Source organism: Myxococcus sp. AB025B, from assembly GCF_006518215.1.
Taxonomy (GTDB): domain Bacteria; phylum Myxococcota; class Myxococcia; order Myxococcales; family Myxococcaceae; genus Myxococcus; species Myxococcus fulvus.
The window spans coordinates 21,098-42,100 of the sequence record NZ_SRLW01000051.1; the positions used below are offsets into that span (position 1 = coordinate 21,098).

The 21,003-nt window shown below is 69.8% G+C and carries 17 protein-coding genes; 6 read left to right on the plus strand and 11 right to left on the minus strand.

Features of this window, described 5'->3' with window-relative positions; translation table 11 throughout:
* Window positions 1-7 precede the first annotated feature (7 nt).
* The 4 genes from FL311_RS11135 to FL311_RS11150 form a co-directional block, all read right to left on the minus strand.
* Window positions 8-2,713, minus strand: coding sequence for an ABC transporter permease (locus tag FL311_RS11135; protein WP_141325020.1), 2,706 nt, complete (start codon window positions 2,711-2,713; stop codon window positions 8-10).
* 17 nt (window positions 2,714-2,730) lie between these two features.
* Window positions 2,731-3,072, minus strand: a complete 342-nt coding sequence (locus tag FL311_RS11140; protein WP_141325021.1) for a PadR family transcriptional regulator — start codon at window positions 3,070-3,072, stop codon at window positions 2,731-2,733.
* Window positions 3,073-3,121: 49 nt separating this feature from the next.
* Window positions 3,122-3,292, minus strand: a complete 171-nt coding sequence (locus tag FL311_RS11145) for a hypothetical protein (protein WP_153882678.1) — start codon at window positions 3,290-3,292, stop codon at window positions 3,122-3,124.
* A gap of 99 nt (window positions 3,293-3,391) precedes the next feature.
* Window positions 3,392-5,038: a serine hydrolase gene (locus tag FL311_RS11150; RefSeq protein ID WP_141325022.1), complete on the minus strand. Its 1,647-nt coding sequence runs from the start codon at window positions 5,036-5,038 to the stop codon at window positions 3,392-3,394.
* A 207-nt stretch (window positions 5,039-5,245) separates the two neighbouring features.
* On the opposite strand from FL311_RS11150, the gene FL311_RS11155 reads away from it, so the two are divergent.
* Both FL311_RS11155 and FL311_RS11160 read left to right on the plus strand, forming a co-directional pair.
* Window positions 5,246-6,658, plus strand: coding sequence for an amidohydrolase family protein (locus tag FL311_RS11155; protein ID WP_141325023.1), 1,413 nt, complete (start codon window positions 5,246-5,248; stop codon window positions 6,656-6,658).
* 93 nt (window positions 6,659-6,751) lie between these two features.
* The gene (locus FL311_RS11160) at window positions 6,752-7,459 is read left to right on the plus strand and encodes a TetR/AcrR family transcriptional regulator (protein WP_141325024.1); all 708 of its coding nucleotides are present in this window, start codon (window positions 6,752-6,754) and stop codon (window positions 7,457-7,459) included.
* 94 nt (window positions 7,460-7,553) lie between these two features.
* Here FL311_RS11160 and FL311_RS11165 read toward each other — a convergent pair whose 3' ends face one another.
* Both FL311_RS11165 and FL311_RS11170 read right to left on the minus strand, forming a co-directional pair.
* Entirely contained in the window at window positions 7,554-11,588 is a 4,035-nt protein-coding gene (locus FL311_RS11165) for a PPC domain-containing protein (RefSeq protein ID WP_141325025.1), read from the minus strand.
* An 18-nt stretch (window positions 11,589-11,606) separates the two neighbouring features.
* Window positions 11,607-11,822, minus strand: coding sequence for a hypothetical protein (locus FL311_RS11170; RefSeq protein ID WP_141325026.1), 216 nt, complete (start codon window positions 11,820-11,822; stop codon window positions 11,607-11,609).
* Between the two features lie 340 nt (window positions 11,823-12,162).
* Between FL311_RS11170 and FL311_RS11175 the strand changes: the two genes are divergently transcribed.
* A complete protein-coding gene (locus FL311_RS11175) occupies window positions 12,163-13,371 on the plus strand; it encodes an RICIN domain-containing protein (protein WP_141325027.1) in 1,209 nt (402 codons plus the stop codon).
* 75 nt (window positions 13,372-13,446) lie between these two features.
* Here the strand turns inward: FL311_RS11175 and FL311_RS11180 are convergent, their stop codons facing one another.
* Together FL311_RS11180 and FL311_RS11185 are read right to left on the minus strand one after the other, a co-directional pair.
* Entirely contained in the window at window positions 13,447-13,860 is a 414-nt protein-coding gene (locus tag FL311_RS11180; protein WP_141325028.1) for an Imm70 family immunity protein, read from the minus strand.
* Window positions 13,860-14,111 carry a hypothetical protein gene (locus tag FL311_RS11185; protein WP_141325029.1) on the minus strand — a complete coding sequence of 84 codons (252 nt, stop codon included), beginning with the start codon at window positions 14,109-14,111 and terminating at the stop codon, window positions 13,860-13,862. Before FL311_RS11185 ends, FL311_RS11180 begins: the two co-directional genes overlap by 1 nt.
* Window positions 14,112-14,391: 280 nt before the next feature.
* Here FL311_RS11185 and FL311_RS11190 point away from each other — a divergent pair, with 280 nt between their 5' ends.
* Window positions 14,392-15,267 (plus strand): oxygenase MpaB family protein, encoded by an 876-nt coding sequence (locus tag FL311_RS11190; protein ID WP_228556813.1) that lies wholly within the window; start codon window positions 14,392-14,394, stop codon window positions 15,265-15,267.
* Between the two features lie 60 nt (window positions 15,268-15,327).
* Here FL311_RS11190 and FL311_RS11195 read toward each other — a convergent pair whose 3' ends face one another.
* Together FL311_RS11195 and FL311_RS11200 are read right to left on the minus strand one after the other, a co-directional pair.
* Window positions 15,328-16,461 (minus strand): FAD-dependent monooxygenase, encoded by a 1,134-nt coding sequence (locus FL311_RS11195; RefSeq protein ID WP_194869159.1) that lies wholly within the window; start codon window positions 16,459-16,461, stop codon window positions 15,328-15,330.
* Window positions 16,458-17,072, minus strand: coding sequence for a TetR/AcrR family transcriptional regulator (locus FL311_RS11200; RefSeq protein ID WP_194869160.1), 615 nt, complete (start codon window positions 17,070-17,072; stop codon window positions 16,458-16,460). Before FL311_RS11200 ends, FL311_RS11195 begins: the two co-directional genes overlap by 4 nt.
* A gap of 193 nt (window positions 17,073-17,265) precedes the next feature.
* On the opposite strand from FL311_RS11200, the gene FL311_RS11205 reads away from it, so the two are divergent.
* Window positions 17,266-18,024, plus strand: coding sequence for a 2OG-Fe(II) oxygenase (locus FL311_RS11205; RefSeq protein ID WP_141325033.1), 759 nt, complete (start codon window positions 17,266-17,268; stop codon window positions 18,022-18,024).
* A gap of 61 nt (window positions 18,025-18,085) precedes the next feature.
* Here FL311_RS11205 and FL311_RS11210 read toward each other — a convergent pair whose 3' ends face one another.
* Entirely contained in the window at window positions 18,086-19,792 is a 1,707-nt protein-coding gene (locus FL311_RS11210; protein ID WP_141325034.1) for a serine hydrolase, read from the minus strand.
* Between the two features lie 289 nt (window positions 19,793-20,081).
* On the opposite strand from FL311_RS11210, the gene FL311_RS11215 reads away from it, so the two are divergent.
* Window positions 20,082-21,003 (plus strand): general secretion pathway protein GspE (locus FL311_RS11215; RefSeq protein ID WP_141325035.1); only part of this gene is annotated, 922 nt, incomplete at its 3' end.

Here is a 21,003-nt window from a genome sequence, read left to right on the forward strand (position 1 = left end):
CGGGAGGCTACTCCGAGCGCAGCACCTCGGCCGGGTCCACGCGCGCGGCACGGCGCGCGGGCCCGAAGCTCGCCACCACCGCCAGGGCGGCGAGCAGCGCGCACACCCCCGCCAGCACCAGCGGGTCCGTGGCGCTCACCTCGAAGAGCAGCGCCCCCAGCACCTGCCCCATCAACAGCGCCCCCAAGAGCCCGAGCACGATGCCCAGCCCCGTGAAGCGCAGCGACTGGAGCACCACCATGCCCGCCACCTGCGCCGCGCGGGCCCCCAATGCCAGCCGGATGCCCATCTCCCCGCGCCGCTGGCCCACGATGAAGGCGATGACGCCGTAGAGCCCCACCGCGCTCAAGAGCAGCGCCATCCCCCCGGCGATGCCGAGCAGGAACAGGGTGAAGGACGCCCGCGCCACCGACGGCGACTTCGCCAGCACGCGGTCCATCGTCTGCGCGTTGGCCAGCGGCACCGTGCCGTCCAGCTCCGCCAGGATGCGCCGGATTTCGGGCGTGAGCGACTCCGGGCGGGAGGTGGCCGTGCGCACCACCACGGCGGGCGAGCGGCGCGGTCCCCACAGCGGCAGGTCCGCGGCCGGCGCGAGCGGGAAGAACACCGCCTCCGACGGCGCCTGGTCCAACCCGTGGGCCCGCAGCGGCCCCGTCACGCCGACGACCTTGTAGAACGGCGGACCGAAGCCATTGCCCCGGATGCCCTTGCCCAGCGGGTCCTGCCCCGGCCAGAGCCGCTCGGCGAGCGCCTGCGTCACCACCACCCCATCTGACTTCTGCTCCAGCTCATCCCACGTCAGCTCGCGCCCCTGCACCAGCGGGATGCCCAGGGCCTTGAAGTACCCGGGCGCCACGCCGGGCGCGGTGACGCAGGGCATCTTGGAGGGCTCCTGGGCCATCCCCTCGACGGCCATGGCCGCGCAGCCTCCGAAGCGGGCCAGCGGCAGGTGCGTGGACAGGCTGGCGCTCTTCACCCCGGGCAGCGCCTCGATGCGCGACAGCAGCTCGCCGTAGAAGCGGTTCACCTGGTCGTAGCTCGTGTAGCGCGTGCGCGGCAGCACGATGTCGAACGTGAGCACGTCGCGCGAGTCCAGCCCCGGGTCCACCCGGTGCAGCGTCCAGTAGCTGCGCAGCATCAACCCCGCGGCGGCCAGCAGCACCACCGCCAGCCCCACCTGCCCCACCACCATCCCTCCGCGCATCAGGTTGCTGCGACGCGAGGACGTCAGCCCCCGGCCCGACTCGCGCAGCCGCGCCAGCGCCCTGTCGCCCCCGAGCAGCGGGAAGAGCCCGAAGACGACCCCCGCGAGCAGCGCCAGCCCTCCGGCGAACACCCCGCCGCGCCAGTCCAGGCCAATCTCCCGCAGGCGCGGGAGCCCCGAGGGCTCCATCGACACCAGCAGGCTCAGCGCCCCATGCGCGAGCACGAGCCCCAGCCCCGCGGCGACGCCACACAACAGCAGGCTCTCCGTGAGTGCATGCCAGGCCAGGTCCCAGCGCCCGGCGCCCAGCGCGGAGCGCACCGCCAGCTCCCGCGAGCGCGCCTCCGAGCGCACGAGGAAGAGGTTGGCGACATTGGCGCACGCGATGAGCAGCACCAGCGCCACCGAGCCCAGGAGGATCCACAACACGCGGTCCGCGTCCCCCACCACGTGCCGGGCCAGGGGCGACACCCGGGTGGTGAAGCCCGTGTCCCGCATGAAGCCCTCGGTGTACGCGAGCGGAAAGAGCTCCGGCAGGCGAGTGGTCAGCGTGGCGAGCTCGGCCCGCGCCTGCTCCAGCGTGACGCCGTCCTTCAGCCGGCCCGCGGCCCGGACCCAGTGCGAGTTCTCCGGCGGGCTCGTCGGGTCCAGTTGCAGCGGCCGCCACAGGTCCACGGTGTCATCCGGGAGCTGGAGGCCCGGCGCCATGACGCCGATGACCTCCGTGGGCTCGTCATCCAGCCGTATCGACGTGCCCAGCACCTTCGGGTCCGCGCCGTACTGCCGCACCCAGAAGTCGTAGCCGAGCACCACGGTGCGAGGCGCGCCGGGCGCATCCACCTCCGGAGTGATGATGCGGCCGAGCGCGGGCCTCGCGCGCAGCACGTCCATCAGGCTGGCCGACACCAGCGCCACGTCCACACGCAGCGCGCCCTCCTCCGCGGCGAGGCTGCCGGTGGACGTGTCGAGCGCCCCCAGGGACGCGAAGCCGCGGGCCTCCTTCTGGAAGTGGTGGTAGCCCGCCACGGACAGGTCCCACCGGGCCTCCGGCGCGAGCTTCGGCACCGGGCTGTCCAGCCACACCAGCCGCTCCGGGTCCGCGTACGGCAGCGGGCGCAGCACCACCGCGTCCACCACGGAGAACAGCGCCGTCGTCGCCCCCAACCCGAGCGCGAGGGTGAGCACCGCCATCACCGCGAAGGACGGGCTGCGAGCCAGGGAGCGCAGCGCCTGCCGTGTCTCGCGCGCCACCATGTCCCAGAGCTCCGTGCGGCGCTCCTCGCGTGCCATGCGCTCGTCAATCACGTGGGTCTCCTCCCGATAGGCCTTCACATCACCGAAGCGCGCGAGCGCCTCCGCGCGCGCCGCCTCGGGGGTCATCCCCTGGGCCACGTACTCCTCGGTGCGCATGGCGAGGTGGAACTCCAGCTCCTCCGCCACGTCGTCCTCCAGCTGCCCGCGACGCACGAGCGCGCGCAGCGCGTGATAGCGGTCCTTCATCCAGCGCATGGGACGCGGTCCTTTCCTCAGGCGCCCTGCATCACGGGCCGGGCCTGGAGCACCTTCGACACGGCCTCGGTCATCCGCGCCCAGGAGGAGGACTCCTGGGCGAGCTGCCTGCGCCCCTCCGCCGTCAGCGTGTAGAACTTCGCGCGGCGGTTGTTCTCGGACACACCCCAGTCCGCCTTCACCCAGCCCCGCTTCGTCATGCGGTGCAGCGCCGGGTACAGCGAGCCCTCCTCCACCCGCAGCGCGTCGTCCGTCGTGCGCTGCAGCCAGCTCGCCACCGCGTAGCCATGCATCGGCCCGCCGGTCAGCGTCTTGAGGATGAGCATGTCCAACGTGCCCTGCAGCAGCTCGGTCTGCATCGTGTCCCCTAGAATGTCTAGGGGTAGATAACGCCACTCCCCTAGAACGTCAAGGGGAGCGGGTGTCGGCGCTCACGGCATCGAGCTGCGCATGCGCCAGGCGCGTCTCGAGCTGGGACTGGGCCAGCGCTCCCTCGCGATAGCGGTGGTGGTACTCGACGGCATAGCCGATGGCGACCAGGGTGCCGTAGATGAGCAGGGAGGGAGAGGTGGATTCCACGCGGCGTCGGAGTCTACGCCCGAACCCGGCCGCCTCCGAGCGGGTGCAGCCAACGGGCACCGGCGTGCAGCCAACGGGCCCGCCCGCCTGCCCTCCGCGTCATGCCTGCCGGCGGGTGAACACGCCCAGCTTGTCGCGATTCCACGCGTTGATGGTCAGCGAGGCGGCCCGGTTGCGCGCGAAGGTGAAGATGGCGCCAGAGAACCCGGACGCGTTCTCTCCCGTGGTCTGGAAGAAGAACTCGTCGCCGCTGTAGTGCATGAGCGGGAAGCGCTTGCCCGCGGGCCCGACGGTGAAGGACAGCATGCCCTGCTGGAGCGACACGGTGAGGTCGCCGTAGACGCGGTTCGGATACGTGCCGACGTAGGCGCCCAGGTTTCGCGGCGGCGTCGGGTTCACCGCGGGCCGCGAGTACTTCGTCTGGTCCTCGGTGACGGGCTCGGACACGATGGGCCCCAGGTAGGCGAGCCAGTTCCGCGTCGAGGCGTTGTAGCGGACGATGTCCACGAACTCGGCGGCGATGGCCTCCGGCAGTCCCCGAGGGTCCGCGTTCGTCAGCACGGCGATGCCCAGCTTCTTCGACGGATACAGGAGGATGCTCGTCGCGGCGCCACGCCCGAACGCCCCCGAGTGGCTCAGCCGCAGCTCCCCGGTGTTCTCGTAGTCGACGTTCCAGCCCAGGCCGTAGAAGCCGCTGCGGCCTCCGAGCTCCTCCGGCCCATGCGTGACGCTCCGCGGGCGCCAGATGGCTTGCAGCCCCGCGGTGTCCACGAGCGGCCCCTGGAGGCCCGGGACGACGCCGCCCGCGAGCAGCATCGTCAGCCACCGGGCCAGGTCTCGCACGGACGCGTTGGCGCCCCCCGCGGGCGCCTGGCCGTCATTGTTCGCGCCCAGGTCCGGCGTCCACCGACCGTTCACCAGCGTGTGCAGCGCCGCGCGGTTCTTGCTCGCCTGCAGCTCCGCGAAGGAATAGTTCGCGCTGGTCATCCCCAAGGGAGCGAAGAGCACCTCGCGCGCCAGCTCCTGCCACGAGCGCCCCGTGGACGCGGCGAACGCCACCGCGCCGGCCGTGAGCCCGTAGTTGGTATAGGCATACGTGTCGCGGAAGCGTGACAGGGGATACAGCGCGAGCTTCGAGATGATCTGCTCGCCGGTGTAGCCGAGGTCCTCGAGCAGATCTCCCGCATGGTCCGGCAGGCCGCTGCGATGCGAGAACATGTCGGCGACGGTGACGTGCTGGCCCACCCACGGGTCCGCCAGAGTGAAGCCGGGGCGCAGCGACTGGAGCGTGTCGTTCCAGTCCTGCCCCTTGGACAGCTGCCGCGTCAGGGCGGCGGCAATCACCGTGGAGCTCAGGGGCTTGGAGACGGAGGCCAGTTGGAAGACGGTGTCCGGGTCGACGTCGCCCGCGACTCCCGCCTGCTTCTCCCCGATTCCCTTCAGGTAGCGGACGACGCCGTCGTACACCACGGCGACCGCGATGCCCGGGACGGTGGTGGCCGCCTTGTCCTTCTTGATGATGTCCTCGAGCACCGCCAGCGCGCGCGTCACGCCCTCCGCGGTGATTTCGCCGCAGGTCGGCACCGGCGCGGCCGTGGGCCCACGAGAGACCTGCGCGGGCACGGCGGCCTGGGCCGTCGAGGGTCCTCCCGTCACGGCCACCCCGACACCCGCGGCGCCGAGCCCCCGCAACACCGCCCTGCGCGGCAACACGGCTGTCGAGCCGTTCACATCGTCCTGCCCCATGTCGGCCTCCTCGGTCTGACGTCGAAGAGGTTTCGACGAACCGGCGCGCGGAGGGTGGGAAGCAGCCGGCCAGCATGCAACGTCCCGAAGTCCAGTTGCGCGGCGCGGCCCTCACGGCAGGGCCTCACGTTGACTTTATATACGGCATATACAAATCATCCTGGAAACGCGTCATGGGGCCGCCGACGTGGCCCGGGAGAGAGACACATGGCGGAGCGCTGGCTTCTCCAGGGGGCGACGGTGGTGACGGGAGACCCCGAGCACGAAGACCTCCCGTGCGGTGACCTGCTCATCGAGGACGGCCTCATCGTGGCGATGGGGCGCGGCTTGAGCACGGAGGGATGTCGGGTGCTGCCGCTCACCGGGAAGCTGGTGATGCCGGGGCTCATCGACACGCATCGACACACCTGGCAGACGCCGCTGCGCGGGCTGGGCGCGGACTGGACGGTGATGGACTACCTCGCCGCGGTCCGCGTGAAGCTCTCCCCGGTGTTCCGCCCCGAGGACCTCCATGCGGGGACGCTCGCGGGGGCGCTCGAGGCGCTCGACGCGGGCATCACCACGCTGGTCGACTACTCGCACTGCATCAGCTCGCCGGAGCACGCGGACGCGGCGCTCCAGGGGCTCCAGGACTCCGGCATCCAGGCCCTCTTCGCCTACGGCTTCGCGCCGGGCCCCGCGCCGAGCCCGGCCTTCCCCTCCCCCGAACATCGCTTCGCGGATGCGCGCAGACTGCGAGCGGGCCCCCTGTCCTCGGACTCCGGGCGGGTGCGCCTGGGCATCGCGCTCACCGAGATGCAGGTCCCCTGGGAGCAGAGCCGCGCGGAGGTGCACGCGGCGCGCGCGCTGGGAGTTCCCATCAGCCTGCATTGCTCGGCATGGCCCGTCACCGGGCCGAGCGAGGTCGAACAACTGTCGCGAGAGGGGCTGCTCGGTCCGGACCTCCTCTTCGTGCACTGCACGTTCAGCAGTGACGAGGACCTGGCGCGCATCGCGAACAGCGGCGGCTCCATCAGCGCGACGCCGGAGTCGGAGCTGCAGATGGGCATGGGCTTCCCCATCGTCGGGCGCGCCCTGCGCGCGGGGGTGAGGACCACGCTGGGCTGTGACGTCGTGGCGAGCAACGGGGGTGAGCTGTTCACGGCGATGCGGCTCGCGCTCCAGTCGGAGCGGGGACGCGCGAACGCGCTCGCGGGACTGCCTCGACGACTGGACCTGAAGGCCCGCCAGCTGCTTCGCATGGTGACGCAGGACGCGGCGGACGCCATCGGCCTGGGGGCCGTCACGGGCTCACTGCGCCCCGGGAAGCAGGCGGACCTGGTCGTGCTCTCGGCGGACTCGCTGAACCTGAGCCCGCTGGGGGCCCCGCGAGACGCCATCGTGATGCAGGCGCATGCGGGAAATGTCGAGTCGGTGATGGTGCGCGGAAAGCTCGTGAAGCACCGAGGCGTCCTCCTGGGGACGGAGGTGTCCGGTGTCCGACGACAGGTGCTGCGGGCCCGCGACGCGGTGCTCGAGCGGGTCGGCGGGATGTCGGCGCTCCTCGCCGAACACGCGAGGCTGGAGGAGCACTGGGACCTGGGCGCGGGACGTGCACCTGGGACGACTGTCACGCGCTGACGACACGAGGCGCAGAACCCGGTTGCGCGCCTCGGGGAGCCGACTACGTTCGCGCTCGTCGCCGTGTGCCTCTCACGGGACCCGAGGTGAGGGATGGCCGGTCCGAGCGGAGTGAAGACACCCAGGCCGAGGGGACGGCCGCCTCGGCTATCGGGTCCGCTCGTCATCGAGACGGCCGCGAAGCTCGTGCGGGAGAACGGGCTGCGAAACCTCTCGATGCGCGCGCTGGCGGACAGGCTCGGCGCGACGCCCATGGCCTTCTACCACCACGTCGGAGACCGCGACGCGCTGGTGGCCCACGTGGTGGAGCACATCTTCGAGCAGCTCGTGCTCCCCGACGCCAGCCTCGCGCCGCTGGACTGGCTGCGTGAAGTGGCGATGCGGGTGCGCGCGCTGGGGCTGGAGCATCGAGGGGTGATGGACTTCCTCCTGGAAGAAGGGCCCGCGGTGCACGGGGCGCTGGTCGTCCTGGACAGAACCGTCACGAAGCTGCACGAGGCGGGCGTGCCGTGGCACGAGGCGGGGGACCTGCACAACACGTTCTTCTCCTGGCTCGCGGGCACCATCCGTCGCCAGGAGCAGTGGGCCGCGAGGCAGGAGGATGCGCCCCCTCCCCTCCAGCGCTTCCACGCCGCCGCCCTCGCGCTCCCAGCCAAGGACTACCCGGGTGTGGCGCAGACGCTGACGCGCATGCGGACCCTCGATGTCGAGGCCGAGTTCCAGAACAGCCTCGACTTCATGCTGGAGGGAATCGGCCGACGCCTGGAGCAACACCGCGCCAGGAAGCCCCGGGGGCGATAGTCGGACGGCACAACGCTTGAAGCCGACGTCCAGGGCACGGACGGACGGCGGGGGGCGCCGCGCATCTCGCGCCCCCCGCGTGTGATGAAGCGCGCTACAGCGCTTCCACGAACATCGCCAGGTCGCGATAGGCACCGGAGGGAGTCATGGTGACGTACCAGACGCCCGGCTCGGGGTCCAAGACCCAGCAGGAGTTGTAGCTGCGGAAGTCCGACGACATGCATCCGTACTCCGTGGCCGTCGGCGGGCTGCCCTTGCGCGCCGCGACCTTCATGCTGCCCGCGGGAGAGCCCGTGTCCATGCCCGCCGCCTCCACCGCGAGGTGGTCCATGCCCGGAGGCACCATGACCTTGAAGGTCCTCGCGAGCGCCGTCGAGGCGGTGAGCCCCTTCGTATAGGTGCCGCTGCGAACCAGCGCGACGGCGTCCACCTGCTGGGCATGGAAGCCCACGATGCGCGCCGAGGTGAAGGTCGCCGAGGTGGACCTCACCAGCGCGTACCACGTGCCCGCCGCGGGCGCCGACACCTGACACCGCACGGTGCCCGCGGTGGGCTCCGCGCAGCGCGTGCTCGCCGTCGTCGGCAGCGCGTCCTTCGCGAGGAAGACCGCCAGGTCGCCCGTCGTCGCCGCCTGCTGGCCGGACACCTCGAAGAGCAGCTCCGTCTCCCCCGCCGGCACCTCCAGCGTGAAGAACTGGGGCTGACCCGGCTTGATGACCAGGTTGGGCAGGGGCACGCCGTTGGTGAGCGCCGTCACCGTCTGCGCGGCGAGCATGCCGCCGGTGAGCGACAGGCCGCGATACCGCGCCGTCCCCGTGAGCGACACGAACCACGTCCCCGCGCTCGGGTTGGGGATGACGCACACCCGTCCGTGGGTGGTGGTGGAGCCGGTGCAGTCCACGCTCACGCTGCCCACCGGCCGACCTCCAAGCTTCACCTTGAGGGTCGGGTTGCCCACGCCGTTCCCCGTGCCGAACCACAAGAGGCCCTGGCCAGGAGGAACCTCCATCCGCCACACCTGCTGCGAGCCGCCCTCCGCCGTCAGCCCGGAGAGCGCGACGTGGGACGACAGCGGGGCAATCCCCTCCGCCTGCGTCATCGAGTACGTCCCCGACAGGCGCGCCATGGACGACAGGTTCGTCACCGTCTGCGTCCAGTGCCCCACGTACCACGTGCCGGCGCGAGGCTGGACGAAGTCGCAGTTCTCCTCGCTACCCATCGCGTTCCTCGACGCGCAGTCGTAGCTGTAGGTGGTCGGCGGAGCGCCGTAGCGCACGTAGAGGTTCGCGTCGCTGGTGAGCGTGCCCTCGCCCTTCAGGTTGAAGTTGAGGTGGCTCGCGCCCGGAGGGACCTCCAGCCGATAGACGGTCATGGTGGACACGGGGACGTTCTGGACGGGCTGCTCCCACATGCCGTTGACCAGCGCGCGCGCCTCCCGGTTCGTCGTGGTGATGCGCATGGCGCCGTTGAACGCGGTACTGCCAGACAGGGTGATGTACCAGACGCCTCCCGCGGGGGTGGGGATGTCACAGGAGCGCCAGGCCTTGCACTTGTAGGAGAACTCGGTCGGATAGGCCCCGTGCTGGATCCAGAGCTCCGGCCCGACGGAGTCGTGGTACTGGCGGCCCAGCATCTCCACCAGGAGATAGGGCAGGCCCTCGGGGAGCTCCAGGCGGTAGGTCCGGAAGACGTTCGCCGAGGACGGCACGGGCGTCGCGGTGTCGGCGACGACGGAGGAGATGGGCCCCGTCTCCGAGTGCCTCGCCACGAGGGAGGCGTTGGAGCCCGAGCCCGGAGGCGGCCACATGCTGGTGACGCGCACGAGCACGAACCAGGGGCCCTCCTGGGGGTCGAAGTAGTCACACCGCTCGTAGGACGAGTACGACTGGGTGGAGGCGCAGTCGTAGTCCGTGTTCGTCGGCAGGGCGCCGCGCTTGACGTAGAGGTTCGCGTCCGCCTGGCTGTAGCCCTGCGTGACGAAGGTCAGGCCGGTACGCCCCGGAGGTACGTCGAAGCGGTAGTAGGTCCCCTGGAAGGTCTCGGCGATGCCGTTCACGGTGACGCCGTTGAACAGGGGGAGCGGCGCGGTCACCTTCGCGGTGAGCGTGCGGTCCGTGAAGGCCGCGCGCGAGCGGACGCGCACGTACCAGGTGCCACCCGCGGGGCGCTCGATGACACAGGGCGTGAGCATGAAGCACCCCGTGGTGCCCGTCGCGGGGGGCGGGCTGCCCGGCTGTGCATCCACCATGACGTCCAGGGTGGGGCTGCTCAGGGTGAACTCGAGCTTCACCTGGTGGGGCGGCACCTGGAGGGTGAACAGCCGGTCCTCCAGCGGCATGCCGGAGAACGGGGCCGAGGGCTGGTCGAGCACCAGCTCTCCGGTGGAGACGGGCACGGCACTGGTGTAGCCGGCCGTGAGCGTGTGGCCCGCGAAGTCGCCGTAGCCGCTCGGCTCGACCCAGAAGTGCCACGTGCCCGCCGCCGGCGCATCGATGACACACGAGCCCGGCAAGGGCTTCCTGCAGGCATAGCCACCATCGTGCACGGGCCTGCTGCCACGTCGCGCGGACACGTAGCCCGAGCCCGTCCCACCCTGGGCCCAGATGGCCAGCCGCGCCTGGCCCGGTGGGACCTCCAGCGTGTAGTAGAGGCGGTCATCACTGTGGCCGCCCACGCCCGTCACCGGTTGGAGGTTCGTGAGCGCCGTGTTGCTGACCACGCCCTTGTAGCGGCCCAGGACCGAGAGGTACTCGAACTTGCGATACGGGTACTCCGGAGCCACCCGGACATACCAGGCACCGGCGCGAGGCTCCTCGAAGGTGCAGCGGCTCCCGGTGCTCGACCGGCTGCAGTCGTAGTCGGTGCCCTCGGGCGGACTGCCGTACTTCACCGTCATCAGGAAGGAGCCGAAGAAGAGGGACGGCACCTCGAAATAGAGCGTGGCGACGGACTCGGGGACGTCCAGTCGGAACAGGAACGGCCCGCCCGATTCGCTGTCGAGGCGGGACACTTCCTGACCGTTCACCAGCGGAACGGCCAGCTCCAGGCTCACTGACTGCGCGAGCAGCGTGACACCACTGAACGCCGCGTAGGCCCGCACCATGACGTGGTACGTCCCCGCCACCGGCGCGGTCACCGTGCAGGTCTCCGTGTTGCCGGTGACCCACGAGCGGCAGTCATAGCTGGTCGTCGAGGGGTTCCCGCCCCGCTTGACGTAGAGGTCCGCGTCGCCGGTGCCTCCCGAGAGCGTCACCTTCAGGGAGGACTGCTGCGCGGGCACCTCCAGCGTGAAGAAGAGCATGGCGTCCTTGGCCGCCGAGAGGTTCGTCACCGGCTGGCCATTGATGAGCGCCGTCACGGGAGGCACCACCGTGCCCACCAGCCTCGCACCGCTGAAGGCCGTGTAGCCGCGCAGCATGACGTACCAGGTCCCCGCCTGGGGGGCCGACACCTCGCAGGCCTCCGTGTTGCCGGGGGTGTTGGAGCGGCAGTGGTAGTTCGCGAGATCGGGCGTGGAGCCATGCCGGAGGTAGAGGTCCGCGTTGCCCGTACCGTCCGAGAGCGCCACGCTCAGCCGCGTCTGTCCCGCGGGCACCTGGAGCGAGTACATGAGCCAGTCGCCCACGACGCCGGACACAGCCGTCATGGCCTGGCCGCTGGTGAGCGCGCGCACGGGGCTGGTGCCCGTGCCGTAGGCGGAGACGGTGGCCGTGAGCGTCACGTTGGAGAAGGAGCTCGTGGCGGTGAGCAGCACGTACCAGGTCCCGGCGACATCGCGGCCGGACACGGTGCAGCGCTCCACGCTGTCGGCTCCCGCGGACGTGCAATCACCCGTGGTGGCCGTCGGTGCGGCGCCGAAGGCCACCTTCATGTCCAGGTTGCCGGGCCCTCCCGTCGTGGCGAAGGTCACCGTGCTCTGGTGGGCCGGGACGTCCAGGGTGTAGAGCCGCTGCCCGCCCAAGGGGGCCGCGATGAAGGGGATGGGGGTGCCCGGGGTGAGCACCCCGTCCACCAGCTTCTGCGAGCGGCCGTCGGTGGAATCCGGGTCCGAATCGCGTGACTCACCACTGCAGCCGCTCCACAGGAGCAGCGCTCCCGCGAGCAGGAAGATGCGTTGAAGACTTTTCACAGGGGTCCTCGAATCGAGTCAGGGCCTCGCGGTGAGGGCCGCGAAGCCGCTGGAATTTGCAATCAGGTGACACTTGCTTCCGTCACCCTCGAACGGACCCGGGCGCGGATTGTCGCGTCGCGCCGCGAGGATTTTCCACCGGGCGTTCCAGACGAGGAGGACCCACGAGGTCTCGGAGCCGCCCTCGGAGGACACGACCACCTCCTCGACGTCTCGGGTTCTCGAGGTCTCCATCTCCACCGGACTTCCGAGCGCGCGACATCGACAGGCCGGACTGGGCGCCATGGCATGGAAGCCATCTCGTGCCCGGCGACTTCATCGCGCGGCTGCAGCAGGAAGCGGTGAACGCTCACGAAGTGGCTTGCGACCCCAGGGCATTTGCATTGCTCATCAGTCGACCTGCGCCGCCACAGCGCGTCTGCTGGTCAACGCTCCTCGCTCAACAGCTTAATTAGCTTAATCTTGTTTTACATGTCTATGCATGATGTTGGCGGCTCGGCCATCCGGAGCCAGCGCCTCCGCTCTCCCTTGGCGTGGAGCGCCCGAGAAACCGTCGACCACAAGGAGCACCATCATGTCTGGCCATCTTGTTTCACGCAGTCTGGCGTTGCTGGGAGTCTGTGGGGGCCTGAGCGTTCTGGGAGGCTGTGAGCGCGCCGAGCCAGCGTCCGCGGACCTCGACCCGGTGGGCCAGGTGGAGAGCGCCGCCATCGTCGACACCATCACCGCGGGCACCTACGTCATCCGCTCGGTGATGACCAACAAGTGCATCGACGTCGCCTCGTCGAGCACGGCGGACGGCGCCAAGGTGCAGCAATGGGATTGCAATGGAACCAATGCACAGCGCTTCGTCGTCACGCCGACGTCCGGCGGCTACTTCAGCATCATCAACGTGAACAGCAACAAGGCGCTCGACATCAAGGAGGCCAGCGTCGCGGCGAACGCGCTGGTCCACCAGTGGAGCTATGGAGGTGGAACGAACCAGCAGTTCCGCTTCGTGAAGGAGGTGGGCAGTGAGTTCAGCATCCGCGCCCGCCACACGGACATGGCCATCGACGTGTACTGGGGCAATACGGCCAACGGCACGGAGCTGGTGCAGTACCCCTACGAGCAGCGAACGAACCAGCGCTGGACGTTCGACCGTGTCGATGGAGGCGGCGGCACGGGGCTGGCGGCCATCCTGAGCGAGTCCACGTTCAACGCCATGTTCCCGAACCGGAACCCCTTCTACACCTACAGCAGCCTCATCGCCGCCGCGAGCACCTTCCCGGCCTTCGCCAATACAGGCTCGCTGGAGACGCGCAAGCGCGAGGTGGCGGCCTTCTTCGCCAACACGGCGCACGAGACCGGGAACTATGTCTACATCGAGGAGATTGCCCGTGGCCCCTACTGTGGGACCTGGGGCCCGCCGGGGTGCAACTGCGTCGCGGGCAAGCAGTACTACGGCCGTGGGCCCATCCAGTTGTCCTGGAACGGCAACTACTGCGCCGCCGGAGCCGCGCTGAACCTGCCCCTGCACACGAACCCCGACCTGCTGGCCCAGGACGCGAACGCCTCGTGGCGCTCCGCCTTCTGGTTCTGGACCACCCAGACGGGCGCCGGAAGCATGACCCCGCACAGCGCCATGGTGAACGGGGCTGGCTTCGGTGAGACCATCCGCACCATCAATGGCGCGTTGGAGTGCAACGGTGGAAACCCGGGACAGGTGCAGAGCCGCATCCAGAAGTATCAGGACATCGCCAACCTGCTCGGCGTGAGCCCTGGCGGCAACCTGGGCTGCTGAGAGGCAAGTCCCAACTCTCGTGGAGTGGGGCCGGAGAATCGACGGCCTCACCCCACGGGGGCGCCTGCGCCAACATCACTGGAACAAGATGGGAAGCTGCTGCCGGTACGCGAAGTCGGCCAGCCACCGCAGCCGCTCCAGCAAGAACTCCCCATCCACGTCGATGAACGACTCGAACGCGTTCTTCGGCACCAGCCCGATGGACTTCGCCACGTTCCGTTGCCACTCCGAATTGAACGCGACCACGGGGCGAGCGCTCAGCTCCGTGGCGATGGTCGTCAATTCATCCCGCAGCGTCTGGCACTCCGCGGCGGACCACTCGCCATCACAGTCCGAGTGGAGGATGAGCGTGGGAAACCGGGAGCCCTGCATCCCACCCTCCAGCTCGCGCGTGACGTAGTCCCGCAGTTCGCCGAAGTCCGCGTAGGAGCCCACCTCGACGCCCTCCAGTTCTTCCTCGTCCTCGAAGACACAGAGATAGAGCCCCATTACATCGCCTCCCGCTGGATGGTTCGTCCCGTCGTCCGGATCAGGGTCTTGAGCGACGAATGGAACTTGCAGTGCTTTGGAACCACCAGCACGAGCCGCTTGCGAATTTCCACCGCCCTGAACGCCAGGAGGCGGATTTGGTAGGTCGCGCGCAGGACGGACACTTTCTTTATCAAGTAGAGCTTGTCGTTGATCTCCGCATCAGGGCGCGTCCCACGCGGGACCTGGTGTCGCGTGTACTTGAAGGTCATGGGTTCGAGCCGGGTAGGGGTTTGACGGTGACGCCCCGGCGCTCCTACCACGCGCGGCACGCCCCCTGGATGGGCCTGTTCGTGAAAATCATGGGCACCATGAGTCGCTCGGCGTGAACTGGGCTTTGCCCTCGGCGGTCCGCCCCGCGGCGGTTCTCGAGCATCGAACTGCCAATAAGCGCACCGCGCCGTTCATGGCTACGCTCGTGGAGCCGAAGAGCGACTGACCCGTGCACCGTGACTTGTGAATCGCGGTTCACCCATGCACCAAGGTGCGTTCATGACCATGAGCGATGAGGCCGAAGGCTCGACCTCGAAGGCACATCTGCGGCAGCAACTGGACGCCATGGAGAACGATGCGCTTCGACAGGCGGCCAACTGGTTCATCCTCGCCGCCGGCACGGCGAACGTGATCATGCAGCTCTCCCGGCCAGCCGTCGCCTACGGCGTCATGGAGAGCAAGGTCGAAGAGGGCAACCTCTTCAAGAACCCGAAGCGGCGGGCCCGCACGACCCTGGCGTACCTCGCGGTGACGATGCTCGGCGGAGCGGAGGAGCGCGCCGCGATACGCCGGGCGACGAACGTCTCCCACGCGCGCGTCCGCTCCGAGCCCGGGCATCCGGTCGGCTACAACGCGTTCGACCCCGCGCACCAGCGCTGGGTGACGGCGTGCCTGTACGTCGGCGCGGAGGACGCGTACCAACGGGTGCACGGCCCGCTGCTGGGCGAGTTCCGGGAGCGGTTCTACCAGCAGGGGAGCGTGTTCGGCACGACCCTGCAGATGCCTCCCGAATCGTGGCCGCCGACCCGCGACGACTTCGAGGCGTACTGGCAGGCAGAGGTCGCGGGGCTCACGATGGACGAGCGCACGCGCGACTACCTCTCCCGGATCGTGCGACTCGAGTACCTCGGTCGCCGCATCCCCGCGCCCGTCCTGCGGCTGCGGCAGCGACTCGTCGCTGGCTACCTGGGGCCGGAGTTCCGCGCGCTGATGCAGTTGCCGTGGACGGAGGCCGACGCCCGAGCATTCGAGAAGTTCAACCGGCGTCTGGCGAGCTTCATGCGTCTGGTCCCCGCCGCCGTACGCGAGGCGCCGCTGCGCCGTCAGCTGCGGGACGTGCGCCGGCGCCTGGCCGAGGGGCGCCCGCTGTTCTGACCTCGTCGGCCGTCAGCGCCGGGAGTCCGGCGGGTACGGAGGCTTCGGTGCCACTCCACCTCACCCCACGGGAACACCGGGCATGTCGCGAACGACCTTCTCGAGCTCCGAGCGGGCCACCGACTCCGGCGTCCACCGCATCAGCGTGTCGCGAACGCTCCGCGCCAAGCCGTTCTCCCATTGGGCAACCCGGCCGATCATCCACGAGCGGTCGCGAATCCGCTCCGCACGCGGACGACGGAGCTGCTCGTACAGGGCCAGCGCCTCGTCCGTAGGGCCCATCGCCACCAGGAGCTGCGCGAGCGCGGCGGCATCCTCGATGGCCAGCCCCGCGCCCTGCCCCAGGTTCGGCGTCACCGCGTGGGCCGCGTCACCGAGCAACACGACGCGAGGCTTCCACCATCGCTGAGCCGAGCAATCCTCGAGGTCGTTGTGAAGCAGCCCGTCGAGCCCATCGAACGCCGCCAACGCCGAGCGGGCCGGGTCCGCGAAGCCGGCATACAGCGCCTGGAAGCCGGACAGGTCCTTCCACGGAGCCGGCGCGCGACGTGGGGCATTGAGCGTGAGGAAGACATAGGACTTCCGCTCGCCCAACGGCACCACTCCCACGCGCCTGCCCGTGCCCCACATCTCCACCACCGCGTCCTCGAAGTGCCCCTCCACCACGCCGCGCCAGCACGTGTAACCGGAGTAGCGAGGGTGCAGCTCGGCACCGCACACGTGCTCCCTCACGATGGAACGGATTCCATCAGCGCCGACCACGACGTCGTAGCGTCCCGCGGTTCCATCGGAGAACTCGACGTCCACGCCGTCCGCCCCACTCCGCAAGCCCATCACCGTCACGCCCAGGCGCGGCGGTGGCGACACGGAGCGCAGGACTTGGAGCAGCTTGTTCCGATGAAGCGTGGTCGCCGGCAGCGACAGCCCCGGCACGGAGTACGGCGTCTGCTGGAGCACACGCCCCGATGCATCCGTGATGCGCGCCAGTCCCACCGGATGCCCAGCGGCGAGAACTTCCTCATGCAGCGCGAGCCCCTTCATCACGGCCATCACATTCGGACCGAGCACGATGCCCGCGCCCTCGTCCCCGTATGAGGGCCGCCGCTCTACCAGCTCCGCCGCCACGCCCCGCCTCGCCAGCGCGGCCCCCAGCGCGAGCCCACCGATTCCTCCACCCACCACGAGGACCTTCACGATGACCTCCTCGAACCCAGCCCCACGAGCAGCATCTCCAAATCACGCCGCAGGCGTGTTCGCGCCGTGGCCACCGTGGAGCCCGCCATCGGCACGAGCATCCGCATCACCGCCGCGTAATAGACGCCGAAGACCAGCTCCGCCGCCCGCTCGCCGTCCACCTCTGCTCTCAGCTCACCTCGCGACTTCGCGTCCGACACGACCGACGCCAGCGCCCCCACCAACCTCGCCAGCGCCGGACGATGCAGTTCCTCGGCAGCGCCCGTGAGCCACGGCAGCTCCTTCACCACCACCCGCGCCAGCTCCGGCTGCGATGCGTAGTGGGTCAGCAGCGGTGAGAACAGGTGCATGCACCGGTCCACGAAGGGCCCCTCCCCCGGCAGCGACGTCACCGCCCGCTCCACGAGCGGCATCGCCTCCGCGCGCCACAGCTCGTGCAGCAGCGCGTCCTTCGTCTCGCCGTACACCAGCACCGTGCCCGTCGCGACGCCCGCCGCCTCGGCGATGGCGCGCACGGTCGTCCCCTCATAGCCACGCTCCGCGAACAGCCGCTTCGCCGCCGCCCGGATGCGCTCCCACTTCTCGCTCTTGGCTCGCTCCCGTAGGGACATATTGAACAGATTCATAATTGAACGCGTTCAATATTTCCAGGAGTTCGCTCCCCGGACCGCATCGGGAACCACACGGGCAGGCGCTGGCGACCCGCCGGGCGTTGAAGGAAGGAGCGTGCCGCCGGCGTGGGATTTCGCGAGGCGGCGAGGTAGGGATGCGCCGTGCCCGACCTGCTCGGGCGGAGGAGGACGGGTGACAGTCGCAACCCTCGAAGAAGGCCCGCTCAGGGGGCCGAGCTTCTTTCTCGACCGCACGGCGCTGCGGGCGGTCGCGCTGGCCCATCGTGACCGCTACGGCCTCGCGAAGCCCCATCCCCACGTCGTCATCGACGGCTTCCTCGGGACACGGTTGGCGTCCGAGCTGGCCTCGGTCTTCCCGGGAGCGAACGACGCGCAGTGGAAGCGCAGGGACCACGTGGAGCAGGCGGCCCGCCTGGGTCAGCTCCAGCGCAAGGCGTTCGAGGACGTCCCCGGCCCGCTCCGGCACCTGCTCTCGGAGTTCTCCGGCATGTCGTTCATCGACTTCCTGGAGACCGTCACCGGCGTGCAGGGACTCATCCCCGACCCGCACTTCCGAGGCGCCGGCCTGCACCTCACGCTGCGCGGCGGGCACCTTGCGTTGCACGCCGACTTCAACCGCGACCGCTTCCGAGCCCTCACCCGTCGACTGACCGTCCTCTACTACCTGAACCCGGACTGGCAGCCCGCCTGGGGCGGCGACCTGGAGCTGTGGAACGCCGACCTCACGCGATGCGAGACGCGAATCTCACCGGTGCTCGACCGGCTGGTGGTCATGGCCCATGGCGATGACCACTGGCACGGCCACCCCACCCCACTGGACTGTCCCGAGGGACGAGGTCGCGCCGCGGTCGCCGCCTACTTCTACACCGCGGAAGCCTCCACGAACGCGCCCGAGCCACACAGCGCCATCTGGGTGACGCCCCGCACATGACAAGGGGGCCGCGCGTGCCACCGGCCCTCTTCCACCCGGCTTCCACGTGCCCATGCCCCTGTCAGGGCTTGCCCGGGGTACTGGTCGCCGTGGCGGCCACGGAGGGCATTCGCTCCGCGCGGAAGCGACGCAGGCGCCGGCTGCTCACCAACATGCCATCGACGCCGCCTGACGCCCCCTTCGTGAAGGACACCGCGCCGAACGAGCTCACGAAGCGATTGCCTCCCACGGGCTCGAGCAGGAGGTCGTCCCGACGGAACCAGCTCAGCGCCAGCTTCCCGTCGACGAGCCGCACCGTGTACGTCATGTCCAATTCGTCGCTGCGGTACTTCCCGACCAGGGCCTCCAGCTCGCCCACCGTGGGCATCGGCTCGCGCACCCGGACGAACTCTCGCGTCGTCGGCCAGAAGTCCTGGATGCCCAGCACGGGCACACCCGGCGCCGCCGACGCGTTGAAGCGCCACACCCCGGGCGTCGGCTCGGCCGGCAGGAACGCCCCCTGGCCGATGGGCGTCAGCGCTGCCGAGGAGCCCACCTCGCGCAGCGCGCCGTCCTTCACCTCCAGCCGCACCACCTCGTCCGTCTGGGGGCTCCAGTAGTTGCCGGCCAGCGCCGCCAGCTCCTCCGCGGGCACCACCACGGCGGGCGGAGTCGTGTCCTTCAGGAGGTTGCCCAGGTACACCTCGGCCACCTTCCGCGCGAGCACCGTCGGGTCGACCTTCCCGTCGTTGCACAACACGGTGATGGCCAGCTTCTGCTCGGGGAAGAGGATGCTCTCCGTACGGAAGCCCGCCACGTACCCGTCATGGGTCACCGTGCGAAGACCCCGATACGCCCCCAGCCGCAGCCCGCCGCCGTAGCCCGTCTCCCGGCCGTCGTTCAATCGACCCGAGGTCTGGAGCAGGTCCCGCAGCGCCGTTCCACCCAGGCGGCCATCGAGCAGGTTCTGCTGCCACGTCAGCATGTCGTTCACCGACGAATACACCGCGCTCGTGCCCTTGTACCCGAGGTCCGCCGAGCTCAACCGCCCCCCCCCTTCCGCGCGGGGCATGTACCCCGTCACGCGCTGGGGGATGGGCGGCGCCTGGTCATCGCGGAACGAGGTGTCCGCCATGCCGAGCGGCTTGAAGATGCGCTCGTGGGCGAACGTCCGCAGCGACTTGCCGGACACGCGCCGCACGATGACACCCAGCAGCGAGTACGCGGCATTGCCATAGAGGACCTCCTCGCCCGCCGCGAAGTTCACCCCGCGCTGCCGCGACTGGACCCAGAGGACATCCTCCTCGGTGTACAGGTCCTCGCCGCGCCATCCCGCCAGGGAGAGCAGCTGGCCCTGTTCGCGCAGCCCGTTGATGTGGTGCATCAGGTGCGCGACGGTGATGCGCCTGCCGTGGTCGGGCAGCTCCGGCACGTGCTTGCGCACATCATCATCCAGCGACAGCTTCCCCTCCTGCGCCAACAGGCCGATGGAGAACGCGACGAACTGCTTGGTGATGGACGCCAGGTTGAACGAGGAGCGAGGCGTGAGCGGCACGCCGAACTCCAGGTTCGCCAGGCCATGGCCCTTCACGTAGTCGCGCACACCGTCGCGCGAGACGCCCACGCCACAGCCGGGCGACGCCTTGCCACGCCAGGTCGCGAAGAGCGCATCGACACGGGCGTGACGCTGGGCGCGTGTCTCTCGCGCCGGTTGGGCGCGGGCGACAGGAGCCACCAGGCCCCACGAGACGAGGGCCACCCACAGCATTAGGGAAAGGGAAGGTCGCATGCACGGAGGATTCCGGAAGCCGTTCCGCCAGGTGCCGCCCATCTGCGAAGCGCCGCCCGGCATCGGTGAGCGCCTCGATTCCGGCGGTGGACGACTCCCCCTGGAGGCGAGTCCCCTCGGCCCCGCCCAGGTGTCCCCCAATCCGCTGCCCATAAGCGCGCGGAATCATAGGGAGCCCCTCGGGTGAGACCTGAGTCACGATTCAGGAAGGCCCCTTCCCCCATCCTTCCGACGACAAGACCTTCTCCGAGGTGGACGGGACGAGGGATGCCGTCCTTGAATCCGCCGCATGACGCGGAGACTCGGCGAGCGGCTGGTGCTGGATGGCGTGTTGACGCCGGAGCTCTTGTCGCGAGCGCTCGCGCATCAACAGGAGACGGGCCAGAAGCTGGGCGAGTGCCTGGTGCGGCTGGGCGTGGACGAGACGCCGGTGCTGCGGCTGCTGGCGCAGACGCTCTCGACGCGCTTCGTCTCCACCGAGAAGCTCCGCCTGGCGAAGGTGGACCCCGCCCTGCTGGAGAAGGTCTCCGTGCGCCTGGCGGAGGGCTTCGACTTCATGCCCCTGCGACTGGCGCAAGGCGTTCTCTATGTGGCCATCGCGGAGCCGCAGCGCCAGCGCGCGCTGGAAGAGATTGTCCGCACCGTGGGCGTCACGCAGGTGCTGCCTTTCATCGCGGTGCGCAGGTCCATCCGCGCGGCCATCCGCAAGCACTACTACGCGGTGGCGGACGCCTTCGAGCACCCGCCGGAGGACGAGGCCTGTCCCCACTGCGGTGCGCCCACGCTCCCCAAGGACTTCCAGTGCCCCCGCTGTGAGCTGCTGCTGGTGCGCCACGTCGAGGACCTGCCGCCCCGCGACAACGTCTCCCTGGTCCGCGCGCTCCTGACGCAGCCCGAGCGACAGGGCACCTCGGGCACCCCTCGCACTCCACAGTCGGAGGCCACGCGGCTGGCGCCGTTCGACGCGGCCCAGGAGGGCTCACAGGCCCGGCCGTTCCTGGTCGGCGGGTTGAGCGTGACGAACCTGCGGCTCAGCCCCTTCGAGGCGTATGTGCTCTCCCTCGTCGACGGGCACACGTCGCTGTCGGACCTGTCGCTCATCACCCAGCTCGCGGAGGTGGAGCTGCGCGCGCTCTTCGCGTCGCTCGGAGAACGGGGCGTCACCCGGCTCTACGAGCCCCCCGCGCCGACAGCCCGCGCGGCCCCCGTCC